This is a genomic window from Aquimarina sp. 433, from assembly GCF_054054605.1.
This window is the reverse complement of record NZ_JBSWZK010000007.1, coordinates 135,350-162,029: the sequence shown is the minus strand read 5'-3', so window position 1 is coordinate 162,029 and position 26,680 is coordinate 135,350. Positions and strand designations below refer to the sequence as shown.

The window sequence follows — 26,680 nt, the reverse complement described above, 5'->3', positions numbered from 1 at the left end:
CTTCAAAATCGTGTTAAAAATTGATAAAAACCACAACTTATTAACGCTACAACGTTTAAGTAGATTTTCTTCTAGTAACATTCTCTTCCTTTTATGCACTAGATAATAATAGTATACTATCAATAATTATTAATTTTTAATCTTTTGAAAGCTTAAACTATACGACCCTAATTTTAAAGGTATTAGTGAAAAACGTTTTCTCTATTTGAGAAAACACTATGATTTGTTAAATAAAACCTCTTGGAATGAAAAAACTAAAACTAAATTCATTTTAAATAAAACAGTAACCTATCATGAAGATGAAAATGATGATATTATACTATATTACAAATCTCCACAAGATCAAAAAATCACTACGATCACAATAGAAGATTGGGACTTTTTTATTTTTTATTTTGAAGAACCTACTACAATTAAAGAAGTTGCATCAGAAGCATTTTTGGATGAAGGTATATCCTCTCAAATGACTAAAGAACAATTAGAAGAAAAACTATATTCCATGGTTATGGATCGTTGCATGTATAATGAGATTCTAACGTTTTACGAAGACCAAAAATAAAAACTTTAAAATGAAGAGTTTAACGATCAACTAATAGCTTTTGATAATGTTTCATTAAGAGATCAATCTTAAAACTATATCGCTCTAAAACCCTACAAAACAATTATAAGCCATAGAATTACAAATTTCAACATAAAAATACTCTCTATGATCTTGAAAAAACATTCATACTTAAAACACCTGAATCCGAACACATTAAAGTGTCTCAACTATAACGAAAACCTACAATTACACTCGTACAATATTAAAAAATCATTTTAGGTGGGTAACAAATCCTAGGTTAAATAAACTAATATATAGACGCAATTTAGGAACTAAGATGAGTTTGATAGCAAAATCGAAAAGATTTACTTTTCTTTGTAGCGCAACTCATCACTCATAATTAAAACGTTTAATGCCAAAATTTCCCTTTTACAAACAAGCCGAATCAAAAGATTGTGGACCTACTTGTATAAAAATTATAGCTAAACATTACGGAAAAGTATTGAATACTCAGAAGCTTAGATCTCTTAGTGAAACCACTAGAGAAGGGAGTTCATTACTTGGACTAAGTGAAGCGGTAGAGAGTATTGGATTTAGATCCTTGGGTGTAAAGCTATCTTTAAATCAATTGTTGGAGGTTCCTTTACCATGCATAGTACATTGGAATAAGGTTCATTACGTGGTGGTTTACAAAGTGAAATCTACCAAAAAAAATGGGATGAAAATTTATGTGTCAGATCCCGCACATGGACTGATTACCTATACGCAAGAAGAGTTTATCAAAGCATGGATTGGTAATAATGCTGATCAAACTACAGAAGAAGGTGTTGCATTATTGGTAGAACCTACACCAAAATTTTACAGTGATAACATCGATGAGGAAGACGAAGAATTCGGATTCAAATTCATTTCAAAATACGTTTTTAAGTATAAAAAATTCATCTTCCAACTAATACTTGGATTAACAGCTGGGAGTTTGCTTCAATTAATAACTCCATTTCTTACACAAAGTATCGTTGATGTCGGTATCAAAAACGAAGATATTAATTTTGTATACCTGGTATTAATTGCACAATTATCCTTATTTATTGGTCGTACATTGATTGATGTTCTGAGAAGTTGGATCTTGCTGCATCTAAGTACGAGAATTAATATCTCGTTAATTTCTGATTTCTTCATAAAATTAATGAATCTACCTATCTCCTACTTTGATGTAAAAATGACAGGAGATTTATTACAAAGAATTAACGATCATAAAAGGATAGAACAAATACTTACCATGTCTTCGCTGAATGTGTTGTTTTCTATGGTAAACCTAATTGTATTTAGTATTGTTCTTATCTATTATAGCTTTTCTATATTCGCTGTTTTTGCTGTGGGTAGTGCTATCTATTTTGCTTGGATACTTATTTTCTTCAAAAAACGTAAAAAATTAGACTATAAACGTTTCTCTCAGATTAGTGAAGAACAAAGTAAGGTGATCGAATTGGTGAATGGTATGCAAGAAATAAAATTGCATAATGCCGAAAAAAGAAAACGATGGAATTGGGAATTTGTACAAGCTAAATTATTTAAAATATCTATTGAAAACCTAGCTTTAGAGCAATACCAAAGTGTTGGTTCAGCATTTATTAATGAGCTAAAAAATATACTAATTACAATTCTTTCTGCTGTTCTTGTTATTGATGGGGATATTACATTAGGTATGATGCTAGCCATTACTTCTATTGTAGGACAATTAAACGCTCCTATTACCCAATTGATCAATTTCTTAAGAGAATTACAAGACGCACAAATTTCTTTAGAGCGTTTGGGTGAAATTCATAATAAAGAAGATGAAGAAAAATCTGGTGATGAAAAGATAAGAGAAGTACCTGAAAATTCTGGTTTTGAAATCAAAAAATTAAGTTTTAGATATGTTGGTTCCGATAAGCCTGTGCTACAAAATTTGGATTTATCAATTCCTGCCAATAAAATTACTGCAGTTGTAGGTGTTAGTGGTAGTGGTAAAACTACGCTAATGAAACTTCTTCTAAAATTTTATGAACCAGATGAAGGTCAAATCTTTATAGGTACTCATGATTTAAATAACGTATCACAAAAAGCCTGGAGAGATCAATTTGGTGTTGTGATGCAAGAAGGATATATTTTTAATGATACTATTGCCAACAATATTGCCGTTGGCGAAGATTATGTAGATAAGAAAAAATTAGCACACGCAGTAGATGTGGCAAATATCAAAGAGTTTGTAGAGTCGTTGCCACTATCATACAATACTAAAATTGGCATGGAAGGTGTTGGTCTCAGCACTGGACAAAAACAGCGTTTATTTATAGCAAGGGCTGTGTATAAAAACCCAAAATTCTTATTCTTTGATGAAGCTACATCCGCATTAGATGCCAATAATGAAAAGGTGATCATGGAAAAACTAGATACGTTTTTTAAGAATAAAACGGTGATGGTGATAGCGCATAGATTAAGTACCGTTAAAAATGCAGATCAAATCGTAGTATTAGACAAAGGAGAAATTATTGAAGTAGGAAATCATGAGTCTTTAATTAAAGAAAAAGGAAGCTATTATAATTTAGTTAAGAATCAATTAGAATTAGGAAAATAATTTCTAATTAAGAATTACGAATTAAAAACTTAATGAAAAAAGAAAATATTATTCAACAAAAAAGTTACGAATTCGCCCTATTATGTATTGACTTATTTAGGAAGTTAACAAAAGAGCGACATGAATATATTTTGTCTAAACAGTTTCTAAGGAGTGGTACATCGATAGGAGCTAATGTAGAAGAAGCGATAGGTGGGCGAAGTACTAAAGATTTTTTATCCAAATTATCCATCTCTTATAAAGAAGCTCGAGAAACTCATTACTGGTTAAGATTATTAAGAGATAGTAATTATGTCAATGTGGAAGAAAGTAAAAATTTAATAGATAAATGTGAAGAATTACTTAGAATTATTGGTTCAATACAAAAAACTACCAAACTCAAAATTCGTAATTAATAATTTATAATTTTGAAATTATAACAGCATGCCAGATAATTTAGATGACATACAATTAAGGAGTGAAGAAGTTCAGGAAATTCTAACACGTGTTCCGCATTGGATGATTCGATGGGGAAACCTTCTGATTCTAACACTAATATTACTTTTACTTTTTCTTTCTTGGATGCTAAAATATCCTGATACCATTCCTGCACAAGCAGTTATTACAACCGATGTTCCTTTGCAAAAAGAGCAGGCAAATGTAAGTGAGAAAATAGAGGCGATATTCGTTAAAGAAGGTGATACCGTTCCAGAAAAAACTCCTTTGGCTATTTTAAGAAATACAGCAAACTATCTTGACGTTTTTAGTCTTAAAAGAGTTGTTGATACGATCAAAATCAATAATCAACAAATTAAATTTCCTTTTGAAAAAATGCCACCATTATTAGAACTCGGTGACATTCAGACTAGTTATGCTACTTTCGAAAACAACTATATCGAATACACTCTAAACAAGGAACTAAAACCGTTTTCTGGTGAAAACTTAGCAAATCAGATATCTCTGTCCGAACTTTACCGAAGGCAAGAAAGCATTTTAAATCAAAAAAGAGTTGAGCAAAGAACTTTAAGTTTAAGAAAAAAGACTTTTGATAGGCAACAAGAGTTGTTTGATAAAGGAAGTATATCTCTCCAAGAATATGAACAATCAAAGATTGAATACTCACAATTTGAGAATAATTATAAAAACTATACCAATCAACTTTCCCAAATAAAAGAGCAAATCAGTACAGTACAAAAAAACTCGAAAGGAACAGAATTTAATCAACAACGAGAAGAAATCAATCTACGAAATAAAGTAATACAGTCTTTTGACCAGTTAAAGAGGAGCATTAAAGATTGGGAACTTCGCTATTTATTGCAATCAGATATAGAAGGTAGAGTTTCTTTTTCCAATTATCGATTTGAAAATGAAAATGTAACTGCAGGAGATATTGTATTTATAGTAATCCCAATTCAGGACTCATTATCTTATGTTGCTAAAATAAAAGCCCCTACTCAAAATTCTGGTAAAATTAAAATTGGCCAAAAAGCCAATATTAAACTAGAAAATTTTCCGGATGATGAATTTGGTATGCTACAAGGTAAAGTAGATTATATATCCATGTTACCAGATAAAGATGGATTATATCTTATCGATGTAAAACTGCCTAAAGAGTTAGTTACCACTTATAATAAAAAAATTCCTTTCCAACAGGAAATGCGTGGTTCTGTAGAAATAATAACAGAAGATCTACGGCTAATAGAACGTTTCTTTTATCAGTTTAGAAGTTTAATGGATAAATAAGATTAGGCCGCTTTGGGTAGTGTGATACAAAAAACACTTCCCTTTCCTAAAACACTTTCCACTTGTATCTTACCTCTATTAAGTTCTATAAGCTCTTTACAGATTCTGAGTCCTAGGCCTGTTCCACTTTCATTACCAGTTCCTTTGGTAGTAAATGTATCTTCGGCAAATAATTTATGAAGATTAGATGGGTCAATACCTACACCAGTGTCTTCGAAACAAATCTCGTAATGATCCTCTTTCTCTATAGAAACTAATGCTATTGAATCACCAGGGTTACAGAACTTAATAGCATTTGCAATCAAATTCTGCGCAACAATACCAAACATATCTTTATCTGCATAAATTCTTGTAGGATTTAATTTATTGATCAATTTGATATCCTTTTTCTCTGCTTTGGGAGTAAAAAAAGTAAACTTATCTTCTATCACCTCATTAATATCAAAACTAACTGGTTTTGCATTAAGTTCTTTCATTTGCGATTTCGACCAATTCAAAAGATTATTTAAAAGAATAGACGTTTGATGCGTTCTATTAGCCAAAATTGGAATGATCTCGTTAAACTCCTGGTTGGAAATCGCATTATCTTTTAAAAGATTTAGACTTCCATCTAAACCTAGAATTTCATTTTTTAAATCATGAGAGATGATAGAAAACAACTTATTTTTTGTTTCGTTAGAATGGTTTAATTGAGAGATTAATTTCTTACGATCTCTTCTTGTTTTAAAAATTATTATCAGGAAAGCCAAAACAGCAATTAAAACTGAAATCAATCCTAATGCAAACGTCTTGTACTTAAATAACTTTGCTTCATTATCTCTTTCTTTTCTTTCATTTTCATCGATCATTTTTAAATGTTCGATTTCTGCTTTATGCCTTTTCTCTGCTCTTTGTATTTTCTCTGCAGAAATTTTAATTCTCTTTTTTTCAGAAAGTTCTTGAGACTTTTTTTGCCAAGCAAGGACTTTATAGATATTACCTTGAACGGAGTCTAATTTGGCAGCTATTTTATAATTGGCCAATAAATGCTCCGTTGGATCTATATCTTTTATGGACAAAAACTCTTCTCTGGCATTATTTAATAGCACTTCTGCTTCTTGATAACGTTTTGTTTCTAGCGCTATTTTTGCCATTTGTTGTTTCGAAATTATTAAAGGTATCGTTAATGCGAAATGCTTAGTTCTAGAGCCTATGCTTAAAACGGTATCGTAGTACTTCTCTGAAGTAGTATATTCTTTTTCATGAAGTGCTATTTTCGCAAGAATATAGTAGGAATAGATTGTGTACACTGGTAAACTATCATTCTTGTTAATATCTAAGGCTACATCGACTATATTTTTTGCCTTTTCTGGCATTTTATTATTGATATATAGAAACGATAAATTATTCATAAAGAGACCAATTCCCTTTTTATCTTTTATCTTTTCCATTTGAGCAATAGCCTTATTGTAATATTGCTCTGCCAATTCAAAGTCTTCTAGTTTGGCATATAAATCGCCTAAATAATTATTCACGGTAGCGATACCATTCTTATCGTTTACTTCTGTGTAATATGTCTGAGATTCTAGTAAGTGTTCCGCTGCAACAGTTAAATTATCACTATAATACTCTAAAAAATAAAGATTTTTATAGGCTTTCGCTAAACGTCCTTTATCTTTTAATTTCTTTAGAATTTTTATCGCCTCTTTATAACTTTGTCCCGCATAATAATATTCATTTTGTTGGCTATATGCTTCTCCTTGATCGATAAAAGCATCACTTAAAACCACTGAATCTTTGTACTTATGTGCTGCAGATATAACTTGTTTTGAAAGAAAAAGTGCACTATCTATTTGCTTAACAGCTACTAAATGATCAAGAAATTGTTGAGCTTTATGAAGTTCTTCTGTTCCCTCGATATGACCTTGATACCACAAATGATTATTGATATCATCTTGTCCACGAAGCACAAATACAAAGCTCAAAAAAGCTATTAAATGGGTAATATGTTTATAATAGATATTCAATACACTATTTGTATATGTCTAAAACAGACAGATATTAGCCCCTTTGGTAATTGAGATAACAAGATAGATCTTTACCTTATATCAAGAATATAAGTATTAGGCAGCTTTAGGTAATTGCACACAAAAAGTACTTCCTTTTCCCGGTATACTTTCTACCTCTATCCTGCCTCTATTAAGCTCTATTAGTTCTTTACAGATTCGGAGCCCAAGACCAGTTCCTGTTTCATTCTCCGTTCCGTTAGTTGTAAAAGTATCTTCTGCAAATAGCTTATTTAAATTTTCTGGATCAATACCTACTCCCGTATCTTCAAAACAAATCTCATAAAAGTCCTCTTTTTCTCTCGCTGTCAATGCAATAGAATCTCCAGAATTACAAAATTTAATGGCATTAGCAATTAAGTTTTGCGCTACAATACCAAACATGTCTTTATCCGCAAAAATTTTGGCTGATCCCAACTGATTAATCAACTGAATATCTTTTTTCTCTGCTTTAGGTCTAAAAAACGTAAACTTATTACTGATAACTTCTGTAATATCAAAAGTTGTTGGTTTAGGATTCAGTTCTTTCATTTGCGATTTCGACCAATTCAACAGATTATTCAACAAAATAGATGTTTGGTGTGTTCTATTAGCTAATAATGGTACAATTTCTTTAAATTCTTCCGTAGAAATTACATCTTCCTTCATTAAATTTAAACTACTTTCCAAGCCGTGTATTTCATTTTTCAAATCGTGTGATATAATCGAAAACAGTTTGTTTTTAACCTGATTAGACTCATTAAGTTCTTTGATATACCTTTTCCTTTCTTTTCTGGTTTTAATTATCAAGATCATAAACACTAGAATTACTGCTATCACCGCTAGACTAATAAATGTCATTAATCTATACTTGAATAATTGTTCTTTGGTTTGTTGCTCTCTTTTTTCCTTTTCGTCCTGTAATCTAAGCTGTTCTAACTGCGCTTCATATCTAGACTTTGTATTCTCTACTTTTTTGGTCGTTAGATCATTCATACGCTTATCAGAAAGTTCCTGATATTTCTTTTGCCAAGCAATGGCTCCTAGCAGATTTCCTCTTGTAGAATCTAGTTTAAAAGAATATTTGTAATTCTTAAGAATTAGAGAAGTAACATTAGATTTTATAAGGTCTTCTCTTGCTACTTTTAAATATTCTTCCGCTTTTTTGAACTCGTTTTGTTCTAAAGCTATGATTCCTAACTGTTGTTTTGCATTATGAACAATAAGCTTAAAATTAGCTTGTGTTCCAACGCATTGCGTCGTATCATAGAATTTTTTGGCTTTTTCATATTCTTCACCATACATGGCTACCTTTGCCATAATACTATAAGACTGTGCAGTATGTCTTAGATCATTTTCTGCTTTATTAATCTGTAGTGCCTCTTTTAATAGTACCTTAGCTTCTTCTAATTTCCCGCCTTCGGTATGAAGTAGAGCTAAGTTATTAATCGTTAAACCAACACCTTTAAGTTTAAGTCTTCTAGCCATCTTCATGGATTTAAGATAAAACTTCTCAGCATTCGGGATATCATTTAACTCTTTATAAATAATTGCTAGGTTATTATATACTGCAGTAAGTCCAATACTATCCTTTAGTTGTTCTCTCTGTAATTTAGCATCTAACAGATGATTAGCAGCCTCTTCAATATTACCTTTATTACGTTCTATGATATACCTATCATTACTTACCATGGCTAACCCATTCTTATCTTCAATTTTTTGAAAATTGAATGTTGCTTTTTCAAAGCTTTCATTAGATTCCAGATATCTATTTAATTCATTATTTAGTACTCCTTTTAATCTATATACTAAACCTAATCCTCTGGTATATTCGATATCATTTGCAATATCAATCAATTGATTGGCTAAAGGTTCTGCTAAATCAAGACGATCTTCATTAACAAATTGCTGAAGCTTATTTACTTTATCATTGAAAGACAAAGAATCTTTTAATGTCTTAATTTCGGAAAGATCAATTCCAGTAAGTTCTTCTTGCGAAAAGCAAAAAAAACTTGTGAAACAGAAAACTAATACGGTAAAGGTTGCTTTATTCATACTATTTACTTTGGGGCTTAAATCAGATGAAATGCTACTTATTTTCAACAAAATACACAAAAAAAAGTCAAACAACAAAAGAATGTAGTCTTATTCTTACATTTTTTTATAGTTTTACCGTAAAAAGGAAACGATTATATAAAAAAACAGCCTTTCTTGATCAGAAAGGCTGTTTTCAAAAATCTATGCTATTTTAGATTTATTACGAGTTTTCTTGAAGTGTATTCATATTCTTTTTAGAGGTTATCCACTCATTAACCAGCTCTTCCAAAATGGTAAGTGGTACAGCACCATTTGTGAGTAAGACATCATGAAACTCTCTAATATCGAAATTATCATTCCCTAATGCTGTTCTTGCATTCTCTCTTAATTCCAGAATCTTATTCATTCCTATCTTGTATGCTGTAGCCTGACCAGGCATTACAATATGTCGTTCTACCATTTTAACGGCGTCACTCTCTGCATTGGGAGTATTATCGGTATAATATTTTATACCTTCTTCTCTTGTCCATTTCTTAGCATGTATTCCTGTATCTACAACTAATCTACAAGCTCTCCACAGTTCCATAGCTAATCTACCGAAATCTGAATATGGATCATTATACAGTCCTATCTCTTTTGGTAAGAACTCATTATAAAGTCCCCAACCTTCTATGTAAGCAGTATATCCTCCAAATTTTCTAAACTTCGGAATATCCTGTAACTCCTGAGCTATTGAAATTTGCATATGATGTCCTGGAATACCTTCGTGATATGCTAGTGCTTCCATTTGATATATCGGCATAGCTTCCATATCATAAAGATTTGCATAATATGTTCCAGGTCTAGAACCATCTGGAGTACCTCTCTGATAAAAGGCTTTTCCGGCACTTTTTTCTCTAAAAGGTTCCACAGCTTTTACAACGATATCAGCTTTAGGTTTTGTGATAAAGAGTTCATCTAATCTAGATTTCATATTATCGATTAATCCAACTGCTCTTTCCAAGTATTTAGCCTTACCTTCTTTATCGTTAGGATAGTAGAATTTCTCATCTTCCTTCATATACTTAAAAAAATCTTGTAAGGAACCTTCATACTTAACCTGCGTCATGATATCCTTCATTTCCTTATGTATTCTAGCAACCTCATCTAATCCTAATTGATGAATTTCATCGGCAGTCATAGTAGTAGTGGTAGTTCGCCTTAATGCATTATTGTAAAACGCATTCCCCTTTGGAAATTTCCAAGCTCCATCATCTACCGTAGCCCTTTGCTGTTGATCTTCTAAAAGCGCAATTAATTTATCATAAGCAGATTTTACATCTTCTTTTAATGCTTTTTCTGCTTCAGCTATTAAAACCGTCTTATCTTCTTCTGCTATTTCTATTTTACCTACTTTACCTTTAAAATCTGAGAGTAAGGTGCTCTCTTTATTAGATTCATCGAAAGGCATTCCGGTAATTAAATTACGACAATCGTTTAACACTTTTGCAAAAACAAACTTTGGTGGAACAATACCATTCTTCTCTCTGATCTTGATATTCTCTATTTGTTGTGCAAATAACTCATCCATTCCCTTAAGTCGGGAAATATAAGCTTCTGCATCACTCTTACTCTCTATTTGATGCATATTGATCAGAAATGCAGGAATTTCTGCCTGCATGCCATGCATTTGATTCACTGGATAATCATAAAACCTATATTGAAAATCATCTATAGAATTTTTTAGATCTTGTTTCATCAAACGATAACTCAAACTCGTAGATTTATTTAGAGCTTTAACATCTACCGAATCATTAAGGTATCTAAGTCTTCTTTTTGCTTTTTCAAGATCGTGTACCAATTTCTTAGAAGAAACATCATCCCACTTTCCATAATCGTCCGTTTTCAATCCTAAATACGTTTGCATCATTGGAGATTCTGCTACTTCTTCCTGAAATTGGGCCTCAAACCAATCATTTAGTTTTTGAGAATGTATTTCTATCTTTTGCTCATTAGAGATTTCGGATACAACCTTATTACCTTCGTCTTTACAACTAAAAGTTATTAATAAGAAGGAACAAGATAACAAAGTGAATTTTGTTCTGTTCATTTTCCTGGGGGATATTTGGATGGTTACTAATTTACTTCAAAATAGAAAATTCTATGGAAGAATCATCATATACAGTATGAGTTTGTTTTTTAAAATCTGATGATTTCGCTTTAAATATATTAGGAACATACGTTTGAGGATTTAAGTCAATGAACGGAAACCAAGTACTCTGTACCTGAATCTGAATTTTATGACCTTTCAAAAACGTGTGATGTATATCCTGAAGTTTTATAGAAACATCTGTTTTTTTGTTAGGAGTAAAAGCTTCTGGTTTACTAAAGCTATTTCTAAATCTTCCTCTTAGCACTTCACTTCTTACCATCATATGATAATTAGACATTTTAAGATACTTTTGAGTCTCTTCTGTGTCTTCTGCATCTGGAGGATATACATCTATAATTTTCACTACCCAATCCGCGGCAGTTCCTGTAGTTGCTACTTTTAATTTGGCTAAAATCTCTCCTGACAACGTCATATCTTCGGTAAGTACTGGTGTTTCATAAACCAATACATCAGGTCTTCTTGCCGCAAATCTCTGATCATCTGTCATATATTTTCTAGGTGTAAAAACCATTTTGATATCTTCTGTATACGGTACAGGCTTTTTAGGATCACTGATAAATTCTTGTGCTCCATTACCTTTATTTTCGGTTAATCCATTATTATTTAGATATAAAACTTTCTTTTCTATATTTTTTGGTGGCCAACTATCATAGGTATTCCATTCTTTTTTACCGGTATCAAAAATCTGAATCTCAGTTAAACCACTATTTTCATCACCAGCTCCTTTAAGAAAATGATTAAAGAATTTTGTCTCTATATTTTGTTGAAAGTTTAACGATATATCATCGCCGAAATATACATTTCCTATTGCTTGTCTCTTTTTATTTCGCGCCCAATCTCCATGACTCCACGGACCAAAAACCATAATGTTATAATTGCTACTATTTTTCTCGATTTTCTCATACGTTTCAAACGGACCGTATAAGTCTTCTGCATCAAATAATCCACCTACTACCATAACTGCCGGTTTTATATCCTTAAGATGTTGAATAATGCCTCTTTTTTGCCAAAACTCATCGTAATTTGGATGTTCTTTTAATTGCGTCCAAAAAACATTATCTTCCTTATAGTATTGATCTAATGTACTTAGTGGTCCTGCATCTAAGAAGAACTGATATTGATCTTTGGTATTCAGTTCTGGGAATGTATACCAACTTTCTTTTACTGGCTCTGTTTTTTCGTAACCAAACACTGCAGTTGCTCTCCAATAACTTAACAAATAAGCACCGTTATGATGAAAATCATCAAAGAAGAAATCTCCTATACAAGCTTGTGGAGATACTGCTTTTAGAGCTGGATGCGAATCTAATAATGAATATGTTGCATAAAAACCAGGATATGAAATTCCCCATACACCTACTTTTCCATTATTATTTTCAACATTTTTCACTAGCCAATCAATAGTATCATAGGTATCACTAGCTTCATCAAATTCCTTATCCTTCTTATTTGGAATATAAGCTCTCATGTTATCATAAACACCTTCACTCATCCATCTACCTCTTACATCTTGATAAACGATAATATTGCCCTCTTTCATCAAAAACTCATTAGGACCAATCTTAGATCTAAATTCATTTTCTCCATAAGGTCTAGAGCTATAAGGAGTTCTTTGCATAAGAATTGGATACTTCTTACTAGTATCCTTAGGAGAATAAATAGTCGTATGAAGTTTAGTCCCATCTCTCGCTACGATATCTACTTCCTTCTTGGTATAATGATCTTTAACCTGATATTCCTCTTCTTCGTTAGTTACGGTCTGTTCCGTGGTTTTTTCAGCCTTCTTAGAATCATTTTGTTCGGTACAAGAAGTAATAAAAAATAAAAAACTTAAAATAAATAATAATGGTATTCTAGTTGATCGCATATGCTTGAGTTTAGTTGAAGCTGGAAGATAAAAAATTGGAATGCTGACAAACCTCTATTTAAGGAGATTTTAACAATCAATGTTAATATATAAACTAATGAGCCTCCAGTTATTACTGAAGGCTCATCTACTAAGAACTTACTTTATCCCCAAATACAGTGTTCTTAGTTATTCTACTGTGGTTGGATATTAATCTCTATGATATTATATCCTCCTCTTGGATCACCTGTCCAAGTTACTCCTGGTGGACTACTAATAACTCCTTTTCCGAATTGTACATCTTCTAAATCTGATACTCTTCTTACAATATTATTAGCATCATCGTTTCCTGTATTAGGTCCTGATTGATTCATTACTTGATCCATTCCAAAACCTACTGGTTGATCTACTTCTGTTCCAGCATCGTATAGATACGTTTTGGTACTTAAATCTGTTCCAGAATATGGTGTTACGCCATCTTCTAAGAATAAAGGTAAACCAGCATTGTTATAACTTACTACCCAATCGTTTGATTTTACAAACATGGTCCCAAAACCGAATTTATAATCCTGACCTCTTGGTACTTCTATTGTAAAAGTTTGAGATCCTCCAGGCATGATCGGTCCAGATTCATTACTTAATGCTACTGGAATTCCAAAGTCCTTCATATAATTGTATGCTATTGATCTATCTCCATCTTCAGCTATTTCTTCTAAACCATTATCTACACTTGTAGCTTCTCCTTGGACAAACCAGGGATCTCTATTTGTATTAAATGCATAGATGAAAGCTGGAGAGAAAGGAGTTAATGATGAGGAAAGTCGTAAAGGTGTCCCTTGAGATCCAGTTTCTGTAAACCAATTATATAACACACCTGGCATACCATCTTCTGCAATACCTTCCAGTCCAACACCTCTATCTTCTTCACCAATTGTAAATAACGGTTCTGGTTGTGCATGTAATACTACTATTCCTGGTGTGATTACAAAACCATTATCCGAACTTGGATCAATAGAAGAATTGGGAGTATTGATAGCTGTAATCGTTAATGTAAATGTACCTGCAGAATTACCATCTCCATTGGTATAATCCAAAATAGCAGTCATATAAATATCTCCTGTATCTCTACCATCAACTAATCTAACTAGAGGATTTGCATCCGCTGGCCCTACATTAGCTCCCGCTGGAGGAAAAGTGGCTGGATCATTATCTGCTTCAGTACCTAAATCATATAATGATAGTTGACTTGCTATATCTACACCATTTAATGCCTGACCATTAGGAAACAAGTCTATCCCATTAAGATCTGTTGGTGCTAAAAACCAATCATTACTATTACCCATCATAGTCACTGGTGTAAACTTAGTTCCTGAAACTGCTTGGAATGAAACTTGATATTGTGCTCCATTAGTGGTTAGAGGTCCTGGAGTGGATGCTCCTACTGGAGTTGTAAATGTATGTACATTCAAATAATTAATAGTATTTGTAATGGTTACAGAAAATGTTGTTGTTTCAATCACAGTTGCATTTCCTAATCCAAATGTTGGATTTACTCTTTCTTCCCAGTCACTTGCAGCATCTCCTTCTCCATCATATGCAATACTATAACTTGGTAATCGTACTTCTGGTACAAAATCTCCTGCGGTCCAAATACCTGCAGAAACGGCTACATTTTCTCTAGCACTTCCCGCAGCTCCCCATTGAACGAAATCCATAATAGCATCTGCACTGGTAAAAGAACTATTAGCATATAAACCTAATCCTTCGCTATTGGTTAACTCATCCCAATTTACCACCACGAATTCTCCTGGATCTAAATTTGTATCTCCACTAGTAATGGAGGCATTTTGCATTTGAAGATACTGTCCAGGTCCAAGACATAACCAGTAGGAAGAAATATCAACAGCGACGGTTCCATTATTCCATAATTCAATCAATTTATCTTCTGCATAATTTACTTCATTTATTACTATAGAACGTACACTATTATCAGGAATTGTAAGGATATTTTCTGCGCCAAAGGTTATTGTAGATGTTTCTGCCCAGTTAGAAGATCCGTTTCCTTCTCCATCAAATACAATACTGTTATCTGGATTGGAAACAGTGGGTATAAAATCACCCGCTGTCCAAATACCAGCAGCAACAGCAACATTTTCTCTAGCCGTTCCACCAGCTCCATACTGCACAAAATCTATTAGTGCATCAGCATCTGTAAACGCATTAGACGAGTATAATCCTAAACCACCTGAATTATCTGGAAGCTCGTAAGATAATACTAAATACCCTCCTGCAGGAATATTTATGGTACCACTTTCTGGTGTAAGAGCACCAATTTGTTCATAGGTTCCAGGACCAAGACATAACCAATAGTCACTTAAATCCGCTTCTTGATTTCCTTGATTAAAGATTTCTATCAAGTCTGTTCCTTGATAACGAATCTCATTAAAAACAACCTGAATGTTCTCGTCATCAGTTTCTCCGTCTGGTGGAATTACAATATCATCATCTTCACTACAAGAGATGAAAGTAAATAATCCAATAATTAAATAGATAAAATTTCTTTTCATGATATATATTTTTTTGTTCATCAATCTGAAGCAAATATATAATCACATCAAAGTGGATAACGGTGATAAAAGTCACTATTAAACGTTAAATAAATGTTATTTAATTATCTGTAAATCAAATATTTAAAAAGAAAAAACACCAACACCAAAACATCGCTATTTGCGATGTTCTGGTGTTGGTGTTTTAAAGAACGATTTTTAGTTTTGACAATAAATACCTTTTGTCAATTCTATATGTCGTTTATGTTGTACCAATATATTTTGAGCTTGTAGTTTCTTAGTTATTCTAGAAACCACTTCTCTTGATGTTCCTAAATCGGCAGCAATTTCTTTATGAGACATTAGGATCATATTGCAATTCTGAAACTTTGCCTTTTCGTTTAAATAGTTTATCAAACGTTCTTCGATTTTATAACATACAACTTGTTTTGTGGTATGCAGCAAATCCTCATAATTACGCTGGAAATCCTTTAAAATAATTTGTGTAAAAGATGGGTATTGCACAAACCATTCTTTCACCTTATTTATTGGAATACAAAGAACCGTAGTATCTTCTTCTGTTTTAGCAGAAAAACGAACCGCCTCCTGACTAAACAAGTGATTAAAACTTAAGATACAACAGTGATTAGGATGTATGTAGTACAACAGAAATTCCACTTCATCTTCTTCTGCATACATCTTTATCAAACCATCTAAAATAATCGGTAAAAAATTGAGATAACTTCCTTGTCTCACGACATACTCTCCTTTTGGAATACTTTTAAAATGTCCAAAAGACATTATTTGCTCTTCGAGCTCTTTTTCTATAAAAGGGAAACACTGAGATAAGTTAATATTTTCCATAGACTGTTAGTTACTCTTTGTTTTACAATAAAGTCGATAACTAACAGTATCCTTACAATATTCTTATAATAATTACTTATAATACTATAAGGAATCTATTTTTTTGAAAAATTTGCAATTCCCTCCTGTAACCATTTTAGGTATTCATTTTCATCTGGGGTGTAGCCAACAGGCTTATTAAGATTAGCTTCTTTATGATCAATCAAAATATAATAAGGCTGTGCATTTGCTTTATACTTTGTAATCTGAAAGTCGCTCCATTTATTACCAATAGTTTTGATTTTTTTGCCAGTAGTTTCAGAAACATACTGTTCTGATTTTGGAAGTTCTTTCTTATAATCTACGTACAAAGAAATCAGTACAATATCATTTTTTAGGGTTTTCAAAACAGATGGTTCGGACCAAACGTATTCTTCCATTTTCCTACAATTCACACAAGCATATCCTGTGAAATCAATTAATACAGGTTTATTCACTTTCTTAGCATATGCTAAGCCCGTTTCATAATCCGTAAATGAAATAATATCGTGTTCTCCATATTTTGCTCCTTCAGGTAATTCGGAAGTTGAAGCGCCTGCACTAGAAGTACCTCCAAAACCTCTTGGTGATTCACTATAAGTCTGGGGTGGTGGAAAACCACTTACAATTTTTAATGGTGCTCCCCATAGCCCTGGAATTAAATAAATGGTAAATGCTAAGGTTAAAAGCGCAATTGATAATCGACCTACTGATATATGTTCTGATGGAGAATCATGAGGAAGTTTAATTTTACCCAAAAGATATAATGACAAGGCTCCAAAAACTGCGATCCAAATTGCTAAGAACACCTCTCTTTGTAACCATCCTAATTGTAGCACCAAATCCGCATTGGATAAAAATTTGAAAGCAAATGCTATTTCCAAGAACCCGAGAAAAACTTTTACTGTATTTAACCAACCTCCACTCTTAGGAAGTGAATTTAACCAACCTGGAAACAGTGCAAAAAGTGCAAAAGGCAATGCAATTGCTAAAGAGAATCCTAGCATTCCGATTACAGGAGCCATTCCTCCTTGTGAAGCTGCTTGTACTAATAAAGTTCCAACAATTGGACCTGTACAGCTAAATGAGACTATTGCTAAGGCTAAGGCCATAAAAAATATACCTAAAAAACCTCCTTTATCGGCTTGCCTATCAACTTTATTTGCCCATGAATTTGGTAACATGATTTCGAAAGCTCCCAAAAATGATAAACCAAAAACAATCAATAACACAAAGAAAATTAGATTAAACCAAATATTGGTAGATAACGCATTTAAAGCATCTGCTCCAAAAATTGCAGTTACTACAGATCCTAATCCAACATATATTACGATTATAAATACTCCATAGAAAATAGCGTTTCTAATTCCTGAAGCTCTGGTTTTACTTTGTTTGGTAAAAAAGCTTACAGTCATGGGAATCATTGGAAATACACAAGGAGTAAGAAGTGCTGCAAAACCTGATAAAAAAGCTAAAATAAAAGTTGCCCACAATCCTTTTTGTTCCTTTTCCTCTTCAATAGGTTTATCATTTTCATTTTTATCAATTGATTTAGTATCACCTCCAAATGCTGTTTTCGCACCTGAAATTTTTCCCGAGATATTTAAATCAAACTCCACTACGTCCGGTGCCAAACATCTTTCGTCATCACAAATCCCAAAGAACACCTCAGCTTTTACTGATTCTAGAGAAGGGTCTAAGCGTTTTATTTTTTGCGTAAACAACACCTTATCTTCAAAGTATTTGATATCCATTTCAAATACCTTATCATATTTCTGAATACCTTCTGGCTCAGTAGTTTCTCCTATTAGTTCATACTTTTTGTCTTCATTATAAAAGGTAAACTCTGTAGCCGTTGGAGCGATATCATCCGTTTCTACTTCCTTCTGCGAATATATATGCCAACCTTTATCTAGTTTGGCTTCGAACTGTAATACATAAATATCCTCGGATTCTTTAATAACATTACTATTCCATTTTATAGGTTCAAATATTTGGGAAAATAAAGTTGTTGAAAATAATAATGCTGTAAATAGTAGTAAAATATTCCTCATTTAGGTAATTGTTACTTTTAGTAATTGTTTCGTTTCGGGGTTTATTTTAAATCTGTTATCCGCTCTATAATTAATCACCCATACAATTTCTTCTCCAGAACATAATAACCAGACTCTTTCTTTGGCTAGTAAAGATAATTTTTCATCCTTAAAATACTTACTCAACTTCTTTTTACCTTTCATGCCTAAAGGGTAAAAATAGTCGCCTTCTTTCCATTTTCTTACAATTAAGGGATACTTTAACTTTTCTTTATCTACAAAAATAGTCTTCAAATCCGTATCGCAAAGCTCTGAAACTTCTTTTAAATGAATCATTCCAGATGGAATCATAATCCTATTTTCTTCTTCAGGAATATGATATACTCGATCCGGAACATCTTCAATAATTGGACAAAGCAACAAATATTCTCTATTTTTCACCAAACGATGGGTTGAAGAAAAAATTTGTTTCCCCGATTGCGCATTTAACATTCGGATTATATCATCCCAAGCAGTAAAACCATATTCCTTTAACAAAAAGTACAAGTACTTTTTAGGGTTATCATATTTCTGAAGTTTATGTATGGCAATCTTAATTGTATCCAATTCTCCATATTCAAAAACTTCTTTTCGAATACGATACATTTGACTCCTTATAAAATCCTGCGCATGCTTTAGATAATCTAATGTGTTTTCAAAATTGTTTAAAAAACTTGGATTAATAGAAATAAGTTCTGGGATTACATTATGTCTTAATTTATTCCTCAGATATTTGGTATCACTATTACTACTGTCTTCTCTCCATTCTATTTCATTTTTGGTAGCAAATTCCATGATTTGATTTCTAGAAAATGGTAAAAGTGGTCTTACGTAATTTCTATTAATTTCGGGAATACCCGTAAGTCCATCGATTCCAGTACCTCGAGATAGGTTTATTAAAAAAGTCTCTAGATTATCATCTTTATGATGTGCAGTTAGTACATAATCATATTTATGCGAGCTCAACAAGGTTTCAAACCACTGATATCTTAGCTCTCTGGCAGCCATTTGTATAGATAACTTATGGTCTTGTGCATATTTTTCTGTTTCAAAATTGGTTACAAAAAAAGGTACCTCGAATTTCTCAGCTATCGTAGATACAAAACTTTCATCTCCGTCACTCTCTACTCCTCTTAAACCAAAATTGCAGTGAGCAATTCCAATTTCAAAATTATTTACATGACATAGATAAGCTAATACTATACTATCTAATCCTCCACTACAGGCAATAAGTAACTTACTTTTTTGTAGAAAAGGTAATCGATTTTTGATATGATCTTTGAATTTTTGTTTCAAGTATTTATATAGTTGTTTTTGATTTTTAGACCGAATACTTTCGAGATGAGCGTTTTACATATTTTAAAATAACAACCTGCATATTAATATCAAATATACGATTTTGAAAAGGTTCAACAACTCTTATTAAACACTTCTTTAACTACTGAAATTCAGAGTTTTAACACATTTTGACGTAGCTTTTTATTATTTTTAAGGAACTCTTAAATACACAAATCATGAATAGAATTGACGAAATGCCCAAATATTATGAAGATACTCGTACGGAAGAGTTCGGTAAAAAATTATTAGCTGTAGTACCTCATCTTCATCCATACGTTAAACATCGCATATATATTGCGGAAAGCACTGGAATTTTACCAAGAAACATGTACTGCTCTAGTGGTCTTATAGACGATGCTATTGTAAAACTATATCATGATGATCATTTAGATATTGCAATGGACAAACTATCTCTGGAGTTGCAGTTGTTTAGGATTGCAGATCATCTCATAGATGAGTTATATCAGAAAGAAGGCTGGCATCAAAGGTCTATTAGTACTAATTACTTTTTAAAAGAGGAATTGAATAAGTTAGAGGAATACTATACCTCCGCAGGTGATAATGAATTAATAATGACTGATGAGCTTAATGACATTTCGTATCATCAAAACCAGGAAAACAAGCAGCTATTCATTTACGATGATACAGATTCTGCAATTTTAAAGCTAATTGCATCAGAAGATTCTTCGGAGAATAAGAAACAAAAATTACTCGGTAAATTCTATAGCTGGTTACCTCTAGAAACCTCCAAAATTATTGACCTATTCGTTTTTGGAAAACTCAATTTCGAGGAAATTGCAAGAATAAAAGATATGACTGCCAATGAGGTTAAAGAAGTCATTATTGATGTAAGGAAAAGTTTTAGAAAAAACCTTATTTAGATAGCTGTTTTACCAACTCGTTATATACCTTCTAGCACTTCTCGCATTGCTTTTGCTTTTACCAAGCACTCTTCATATTCTTTATCAGGATCTGATTTTGCAGTAATAGCACCACCAACAGTATAGGAAATATATTGATTTTCTTCATTATACAGGATGCTCCTTATTACCACATTAAAATCAAAATCGTTATCTGGTGTAAAATAACCAACTGCACCACTATACAAACCTCTTTTAGACTCTTCTAATGCCTCGATAATTTTCATTGCTGATATTTTTGGAGCACCTGTCATACTTCCCATGGGAAAAGTGGTTCTTATCACATCAACGGCAGAAGTGGTATTATCAATTTCTGAAACTACAGTAGAAATCATTTGGTGTACCTGCGGGAAAGTATAGATTTTGCAGAGTTCTTCTACTTTTACCGAACCTTTAACAGCAGTTCTGGATAGATCATTTCTTACCAAATCTACAATCATTACATTCTCAGAACGTTCTTTGGGATCATTCTGAAGCATTTGTATGAATTCTTGATCCTGTTCCTTATCTTGTGAACGTTTTGCAGTACCTTTAATGGGTTGTGATATAATTTTATTGCCACTTTTTCTTAAATAACGCTCGGGAGAAGCCGAAAGTAAGTATTGATGATTTCTCTTAAAAAAAGTAGCAAATGGTGGTTTAGAAATTTGATTGAGATGATAATATGTCTCTAATGGAGCAATACAACTATTTTCGGCAAAAAACTCCTGACAAAAATTTGCTTCATAGATATCTCCACGATGAATATGCTGAAGCATTTGTTCGATTTTTTGTCGGTATACATCTTTAGTGATTCTTAAACTAATTTTAATCTTCCCACAAGGGTTATCCTCAACAGATACTTTAATGGTAGTTGGAAATGTATCGATTAGTTTTCTATCCTCTTCTATTTCATCATCTACCATTCTTAGATACTGAACTTCTAATTCATTTCCTTTTAGTAAGAATATCTTTTTAGGTTGAAAAAAATATAAATCAGGAAATTCTAAGTTATCAGGATTCTTTGAGACTAAATTCTCTGTATCATTTTTTAAGTCATAGGATAAATAACCAAAAATCCAATCTGCTGTTTGCTCCTGATATTCTTTTAACGTATCGAAGCAGGAATAATAGTCTGTTTTAATAGAGGTAAAAGCATCTATCGCTAGTATTGCATCATAACTAGAATACTGTTGGATATAGTTATTAGAATCTAACCATATAATTTCATCAAATTGTTGTGCCCATTGTAATAGTTTATTCTTAAACTGTGATGGATTATCTAAAGTATATGTCTTGGTAGTTCGCACTAATTATTTATCTGATGCGCAAAAGTACTTAGAACTTCTTTTAATCCCAACAAAAGTGTTTCATCCTTAATTGTCTTTTCTTCTGTAGAAAAATTAGCGTGAAAAGAAGGAAAACTAAAACTTTCTATAATCTCTCCTCCAAACCTAGGAAATACATTCTTTGCATATTCTAATGCTGTTAAACCACCTCGTTGTCCGGGAGAAGTGCTCATAAGCAATATTTTTTTACCTGCTAAAAAATTACGATCTATTCTAGATAACCAATCGATAATATTCTTAAAAAATGCACTTAAGCTACCATTGTGTTCATTTATAGAAATAATAAGTGCGTCTGCTTCTGAGATCTCCTGCTTTATCCCTAGAGCCATTCCTGGAAAACCATTTTCTCTTTCCTCGTCTTCACTATACATTGGTATTGGATAGTTAACCAATTTCATTATTTTGATTTTATGCTCGATAATTTCAGAAGAAACATATTCGATAAGTTGTTGATTAATTGAGGTACTGCTGTTGGAACCAGCAAAAGCAAGAATATTTTTCATCTATTGATTTGTATTATGTTTGGATTCAAAAATAACCAAAATCAATAGCCTTACAAAACCCTTAAAACAAACCAATACAAAAATAATAACCGATAAAACTTAATAAAAAAAAGATTACCTATCCTAAGCTTATCAATTCTTAGAACAGGTAATCTTGTGAATAAAAACACGATGCTTATTTTATCAGTATATTATAAAACTACCAACATATCTGGTTGATTGGTCTCCTAGAATAATATATCTATATACTCCAGGACTTAAATTTTTAGGTCTAAAGGTGATTGTTTTGGCTGCGTTCACCGGAATTTCCCGTTCTTCTTGCACTATCTTCCCCAATACATCTATCACGGATATTTTAACATTACCTGTTAAGGTTTCAGGTACTCTAATCGATGTCGAAATACGGAATGGATTCGGGTAGTTCATAACACCATTTGCTACTTCTTCTTCTATCTCATGATCTTCTACACCCAGTACTTCTGCATTGGTAAATACTACATCACTAATATTGATATTAAATGATTCGAAATCCTTATAATTTCCCTGTACAGAAAACACAATGCTTCTTACATCTGTTATCTCAGCACCAACACCTTGGCCATTTACAAACTGAGAGAAAGTAATCGTTTGCACTCCGCTTCCAGAATCAGACTTAATTGTATATCGCATCCTATCATTCCAATCAACAAGGTCTTTGGTTACTAAAACTAATTCAATATCATTGTTAGTACTCATATCGAATTGCAATGCATCATACGATGTAACATCTAGTGTACGGTCTCCACCCAAAATATTTCTAAAAATATTCATGGTCTCTTTTACCTCTCCACTAACGGATATAGCTCTTTCTACATTATAATCTTCAGTATTGTCTGAATTATTGTTAGCTGTTTTAATATTAAATTCATTGATGTTAGCACCATCGATATTATAATCTAATCCCCATGGACCATCAGCAAGATACAGAGCATCTGTTTTGTCATTAACCATTATTGAGAATCCTATATCAAACAAATGTCCCGTTTCGATAGTAATACGCTCCTCATATGCTCCTGACAAGGAAACAGAAGTTGTCATTAACTCCTCATTCGATAATTCTGTTACTCTTTTATTTCCTCTTAAATCGAATGTAGATGCCTGATTCTTATTGATGATATCCAATACTAATTTTCCATCTTTATAAAATCCTTTTTGAACAAATACTTCAGGAATACTAGCTGGGATAAAGGTTTTTCCCAGTCCTTTTTCTACTTGAAGTTTATCCAGTATAGAATTAGCAATATTAACAACCTGAGGAATTGAGCCTCCCCAAATCTGGAAATTTAAAAAGTCTCCTTCTGGATATTGATCAATATTCCATAGACTATAAAGCTCATTCTGATATTCATCCAAGCGAACTGAAAAATGTAGTGCCTGTTCTAATTCTCCAGAAGCTCTACGTATTTTAGTATTTACCAATTCGAAATTTCGAACATTGATTGTTCTAATATCTTCTAAAGTAGAACCATTTAATCGATCACAAATAGTTTTAGAGTGATCATATACAGATCCTTCTGTAGATGTTGCTAATCCTACACCTACTCTGCTATCTTCTAAATAATAATCGATAGAAAAGACAGAAGAAGCATTTGTAATTCCTATTAAATCATCTGGTGTAGATACATAAGAACTTTCCACTCCAGTTACTCCTGTTTCTGGGAAATATTTACTTAAATCCGTACCATTTTTAGCTGTTTTATAAGAACGTCCTTTCTTAAATTTTTTCTGTAATTCCTTTTTATTGTAAACTTCATTTGTTTTTGATCTGGTAAAGTTTCTTTTAGCTATTAAACTAGCTAAATCTCCATTACTTTCCAGACCACCATCATTACCAGAAGACACTTCTCCTTCTTCTTCTAACTCTGGAATGTTATTCGTTTTAATAGATGAATATTGACCCGTTGTAATACAAAACAGTAAGTCGTTAAAATCATTATCTGTTTCAGAATAATCTCTTCTTATATCTTCAAAACCTAAAATAATTACTTCTTTAGATGTATCTTTTAGTAGTACATTATGTGGTTGTAATGATTCATCACACTCTGGATTAAATTCTGATTGAGAATACAATTGCCATAATCCTTCATTTAGCGCATTGGTATTCCATGCATCTGTTAACAACACCCATCCAATACCTGTATTGGCGGAGAAAGTTCCTAAATCAACAGTATTTCCCATCTCTAATCCACCACCACTTCCAGAAGCTGATGCATTAGGAATGATCACCGTAATATCTTCTGGAGAAGGTGCTTTGGTCAATGGAGCATTAATATCATATGTATAATAACCTAAAACATTGGTATTATCAGTATTTTCACTTATAAAGGTTATTGCTACATTGGTTGATTGTTGTACAATAATATCTGTATCATATCCTCCATAGATATAATTTGGATTTCTACTAGGAACTGAATTTGCCTCTGGTAATGCATTATCAATTTTGGTCAAAATATCTGCATCAACATTGATATCAGCTACTAAATAATCTGGCACTCCAAATACATCATATGTGCCCTTATATTGATATCTTTCTCCGATGCTTGCAATAGGATAGCTCGTTGGGTTTTGTGATCCATTAGAAGAATCAAAAACAGTATCGGTGATATCAAAATTATCATCTAATCCATCTTGATCAGTATCATTATTAGCTAAAACTGTATCTGCGATACCATCACTATTAGTATCATAGGCATCTACAGTATCTGAAATCCCGTCATTATTAGAATCAGTATCTAAAAAGTCTGGTGTATCGGTATTATCCGTATTTTGATACCCTTGTGGAGTACCTCCTTGATCAGGATCAAAAGCATCATCCATTCCATCTCTATCCTGATCTAATCCTGATAAACCTATAAAGTTTTGACTGTTCTGACCTTCAACAAGATCAATAATTCCATCTTGATCAGAATCAATATCGTATGGATCATAGATTAGATCTCCATCAGCATCATCTGGATAAAAAACTACACCTGTTTGATCTACATCTACGATATCTGCAATCCCGTCCAAATCAGAGTCTTGAAATCCTGCATCTTGATTATTAAACAAACCATCACCATTGGTATCATAACTTCCCAAACCAGCTTCTACGATATCAAAAATACCGTCGTTATCACTATCCAAATCCAATACATTTGGGATCCCATCCCTATCAATATCAAATGCTACCGAAACACCTCCATTACAAGTGTTTCCGAAGTCTGAATCCAAATAATTAAAAATATTATCTCCATCGTCATCTCCGTAAGGATCAATTCCTCCTCCTTCTACTACATCAGGAATACCGTCTCCGTCAGTATCTTTGTCAAAAGGATCCAATACCTCATCTCCATCGGCATCGATCGGAGAAACACCAGCTGCACATTTAAATCCATCATTTTGATTGGTTACTTCTGTATTATTAAGCAATGTTGCATATGGAGAAGCTCCTTCGTAATCATTTACTAAATGTAACCCACCTTTATTACTAGACACATATAGTCTGTTGCTTGTATCCGTATAGCAAGCTCCAAATGTATCATTTGGTAAATCAGTAACATCTTTAGAACTAAATACTGGAGTCGAAGAAGATAAATCCCATTTATAGACATCTCCTTTACTTCCACCATATAGATTCCCATTAATGAATACAATATCTGCACATGTATTAGGAGATGCTTGATTAGCTACTACGATCTCAAAAGTAGGTGCGCTAGAACCGTCATAGGTGTGAAGATTAATAATTTTATGGAAACTCTGTCGACCCAGATTATTCTGAAATACCCAAAGATTACCTTGATCATCCACATCTGCCGCGTAGCCTCCACCAAATTCTACTCCTCCATTAGGAGCTACTGCACCTAGATCTACAACCTGATCCATTCCAATTCTTAATAAATGTCGGTCGCTACTTCGTATGGCATATAAAAAATCATCTACAACATTATATCCTCCAGCATTATAACTGGGTGTAGTATGTAAAGGATCAGAATAGGTTCCTGTTACTGGATCATAGGATCTAAGAGATCCTGAAATTACTTGATAAAATTTCGCCTCATTACAATCAAAAGGTTGTTGACCATAGGCAAAATTCATCAAAACACATGAGAGTATGAATAGTACTATTTTTTTCAT

General features: G+C 32.6%; 16 protein-coding genes. 5 read left to right on the top strand and 11 right to left on the bottom strand.

All coding sequences use genetic code 11. The annotated features are described in order from the left end of the window. Nucleotides 1-205: 205 nt before the first annotated feature. The 4 genes from ACWNT5_RS15440 (at nt 206) to ACWNT5_RS15425 (ending at nt 4,880) form a co-directional block, all read left to right on the top strand. Complete coding sequence (locus tag ACWNT5_RS15440) at nt 206-559, top strand: hypothetical protein (RefSeq protein ID WP_299607043.1); 354 nt, start codon at nt 206-208, stop codon at nt 557-559. A gap of 394 nt (nt 560-953) precedes the next feature. After that, nucleotides 954-3,158, top strand: coding sequence for a peptidase domain-containing ABC transporter (locus ACWNT5_RS15435; RefSeq protein ID WP_299607042.1), 2,205 nt, complete (start codon nt 954-956; stop codon nt 3,156-3,158). Between the two features lie 32 nt (nt 3,159-3,190). Then, nucleotides 3,191-3,553, top strand: coding sequence for a four helix bundle protein (locus ACWNT5_RS15430; RefSeq protein WP_299607041.1), 363 nt, complete (start codon nt 3,191-3,193; stop codon nt 3,551-3,553). Between the two features lie 28 nt (nt 3,554-3,581). Continuing rightward, a complete protein-coding gene (locus ACWNT5_RS15425) occupies nt 3,582-4,880 on the top strand; it encodes an HlyD family secretion protein (protein ID WP_299607040.1) in 1,299 nt (432 codons plus the stop codon). Between the two features lie 2 nt (nt 4,881-4,882). Here the strand turns inward: ACWNT5_RS15425 and ACWNT5_RS15420 are convergent, their stop codons facing one another. The 8 genes from ACWNT5_RS15420 to tilS form a co-directional block, all read right to left on the bottom strand. After that, a complete protein-coding gene (locus tag ACWNT5_RS15420; protein WP_456517841.1) occupies nt 4,883-6,844 on the bottom strand; it encodes an ATP-binding protein in 1,962 nt (653 codons plus the stop codon). Between the two features lie 138 nt (nt 6,845-6,982). Next, on the bottom strand, nt 6,983-8,959 hold the full coding sequence (locus ACWNT5_RS15415) for a tetratricopeptide repeat-containing sensor histidine kinase (protein WP_456517840.1): 1,977 nt from the start codon (nt 8,957-8,959) through the stop codon (nt 6,983-6,985). Nucleotides 8,960-9,161: 202 nt separating this feature from the next. Next, nucleotides 9,162-11,030, bottom strand: a complete 1,869-nt coding sequence (locus tag ACWNT5_RS15410) for a DUF885 domain-containing protein (RefSeq protein WP_456517839.1) — start codon at nt 11,028-11,030, stop codon at nt 9,162-9,164. A gap of 31 nt (nt 11,031-11,061) precedes the next feature. Next, entirely contained in the window at nt 11,062-12,960 is a 1,899-nt protein-coding gene (locus tag ACWNT5_RS15405) for a CocE/NonD family hydrolase (RefSeq protein WP_456517838.1), read from the bottom strand. Between the two features lie 173 nt (nt 12,961-13,133). Further along, nucleotides 13,134-15,506 carry a spondin domain-containing protein gene (locus ACWNT5_RS15400; protein ID WP_456517837.1) on the bottom strand — a complete coding sequence of 791 codons (2,373 nt, stop codon included), beginning with the start codon at nt 15,504-15,506 and terminating at the stop codon, nt 13,134-13,136. Nucleotides 15,507-15,704: 198 nt separating this feature from the next. Then, complete coding sequence (locus ACWNT5_RS15395; RefSeq protein WP_299607034.1) at nt 15,705-16,349, bottom strand: Crp/Fnr family transcriptional regulator; 645 nt, start codon at nt 16,347-16,349, stop codon at nt 15,705-15,707. Nucleotides 16,350-16,444: 95 nt separating this feature from the next. Beyond that, the gene (locus ACWNT5_RS15390; protein WP_456517836.1) at nt 16,445-18,421 is read right to left on the bottom strand and encodes a cytochrome c biogenesis protein CcdA; all 1,977 of its coding nucleotides are present in this window, start codon (nt 18,419-18,421) and stop codon (nt 16,445-16,447) included. Then, the gene (gene tilS, locus ACWNT5_RS15385) at nt 18,422-19,735 is read right to left on the bottom strand and encodes a tRNA lysidine(34) synthetase TilS (protein ID WP_299899140.1); all 1,314 of its coding nucleotides are present in this window, start codon (nt 19,733-19,735) and stop codon (nt 18,422-18,424) included. Between the two features lie 218 nt (nt 19,736-19,953). Here tilS and ACWNT5_RS15380 point away from each other — a divergent pair, with 218 nt between their 5' ends. Beyond that, nucleotides 19,954-20,658, top strand: a complete 705-nt coding sequence (locus tag ACWNT5_RS15380) for a hypothetical protein (RefSeq protein ID WP_299607030.1) — start codon at nt 19,954-19,956, stop codon at nt 20,656-20,658. Between the two features lie 20 nt (nt 20,659-20,678). Here the strand turns inward: ACWNT5_RS15380 and pabB are convergent, their stop codons facing one another. The 3 genes from pabB to ACWNT5_RS15365 form a co-directional block, all read right to left on the bottom strand. Continuing rightward, nucleotides 20,679-21,986: an aminodeoxychorismate synthase component I gene (pabB, locus tag ACWNT5_RS15375; RefSeq protein ID WP_456517835.1), complete on the bottom strand. Its 1,308-nt coding sequence runs from the start codon at nt 21,984-21,986 to the stop codon at nt 20,679-20,681. Next, the gene (locus ACWNT5_RS15370) at nt 21,986-22,528 is read right to left on the bottom strand and encodes an NADPH-dependent FMN reductase (RefSeq protein ID WP_456517834.1); all 543 of its coding nucleotides are present in this window, start codon (nt 22,526-22,528) and stop codon (nt 21,986-21,988) included. The genes pabB and ACWNT5_RS15370 overlap by 1 nt, the downstream gene beginning before the upstream one ends. A gap of 183 nt (nt 22,529-22,711) precedes the next feature. Beyond that, a complete protein-coding gene (locus ACWNT5_RS15365; protein WP_456517833.1) occupies nt 22,712-26,680 on the bottom strand; it encodes a DUF6923 family protein in 3,969 nt (1,322 codons plus the stop codon).

Excerpts from the sequence above, each read along its gene's own strand:
- ACWNT5_RS15435 (WP_299607042.1), top strand. The coding sequence starts at position 954 with ATGCCAAAATTTCCCTTTTACAAACAAGCCGAATCAAAAGATTGTGGA.
- ACWNT5_RS15430 (WP_299607041.1), top strand. The coding sequence starts at position 3,191 with ATGAAAAAAGAAAATATTATTCAACAAAAAAGTTACGAATTCGCCCTA.
- ACWNT5_RS15425 (WP_299607040.1), top strand. The coding sequence starts at position 3,582 with ATGCCAGATAATTTAGATGACATACAATTAAGGAGTGAAGAAGTTCAG.
- ACWNT5_RS15415 (WP_456517840.1), bottom strand. The coding sequence starts at position 8,959 with ATGAATAAAGCAACCTTTACCGTATTAGTTTTCTGTTTCACAAGTTTT.
- ACWNT5_RS15410 (WP_456517839.1), bottom strand. The coding sequence starts at position 11,030 with ATGAACAGAACAAAATTCACTTTGTTATCTTGTTCCTTCTTATTAATA.
- ACWNT5_RS15405 (WP_456517838.1), bottom strand. The coding sequence starts at position 12,960 with ATGCGATCAACTAGAATACCATTATTATTTATTTTAAGTTTTTTATTT.
- ACWNT5_RS15400 (WP_456517837.1), bottom strand. The coding sequence starts at position 15,506 with ATGAAAAGAAATTTTATCTATTTAATTATTGGATTATTTACTTTCATC.
- ACWNT5_RS15395 (WP_299607034.1), bottom strand. The coding sequence starts at position 16,349 with ATGGAAAATATTAACTTATCTCAGTGTTTCCCTTTTATAGAAAAAGAG.
- ACWNT5_RS15390 (WP_456517836.1), bottom strand. The coding sequence starts at position 18,421 with ATGAGGAATATTTTACTACTATTTACAGCATTATTATTTTCAACAACT.
- ACWNT5_RS15380 (WP_299607030.1), top strand. The coding sequence starts at position 19,954 with ATGAATAGAATTGACGAAATGCCCAAATATTATGAAGATACTCGTACG.
- ACWNT5_RS15370 (WP_456517834.1), bottom strand. The coding sequence starts at position 22,528 with ATGAAAAATATTCTTGCTTTTGCTGGTTCCAACAGCAGTACCTCAATT.
- ACWNT5_RS15365 (WP_456517833.1), bottom strand. The coding sequence starts at position 26,680 with ATGAAAAAAATAGTACTATTCATACTCTCATGTGTTTTGATGAATTTT.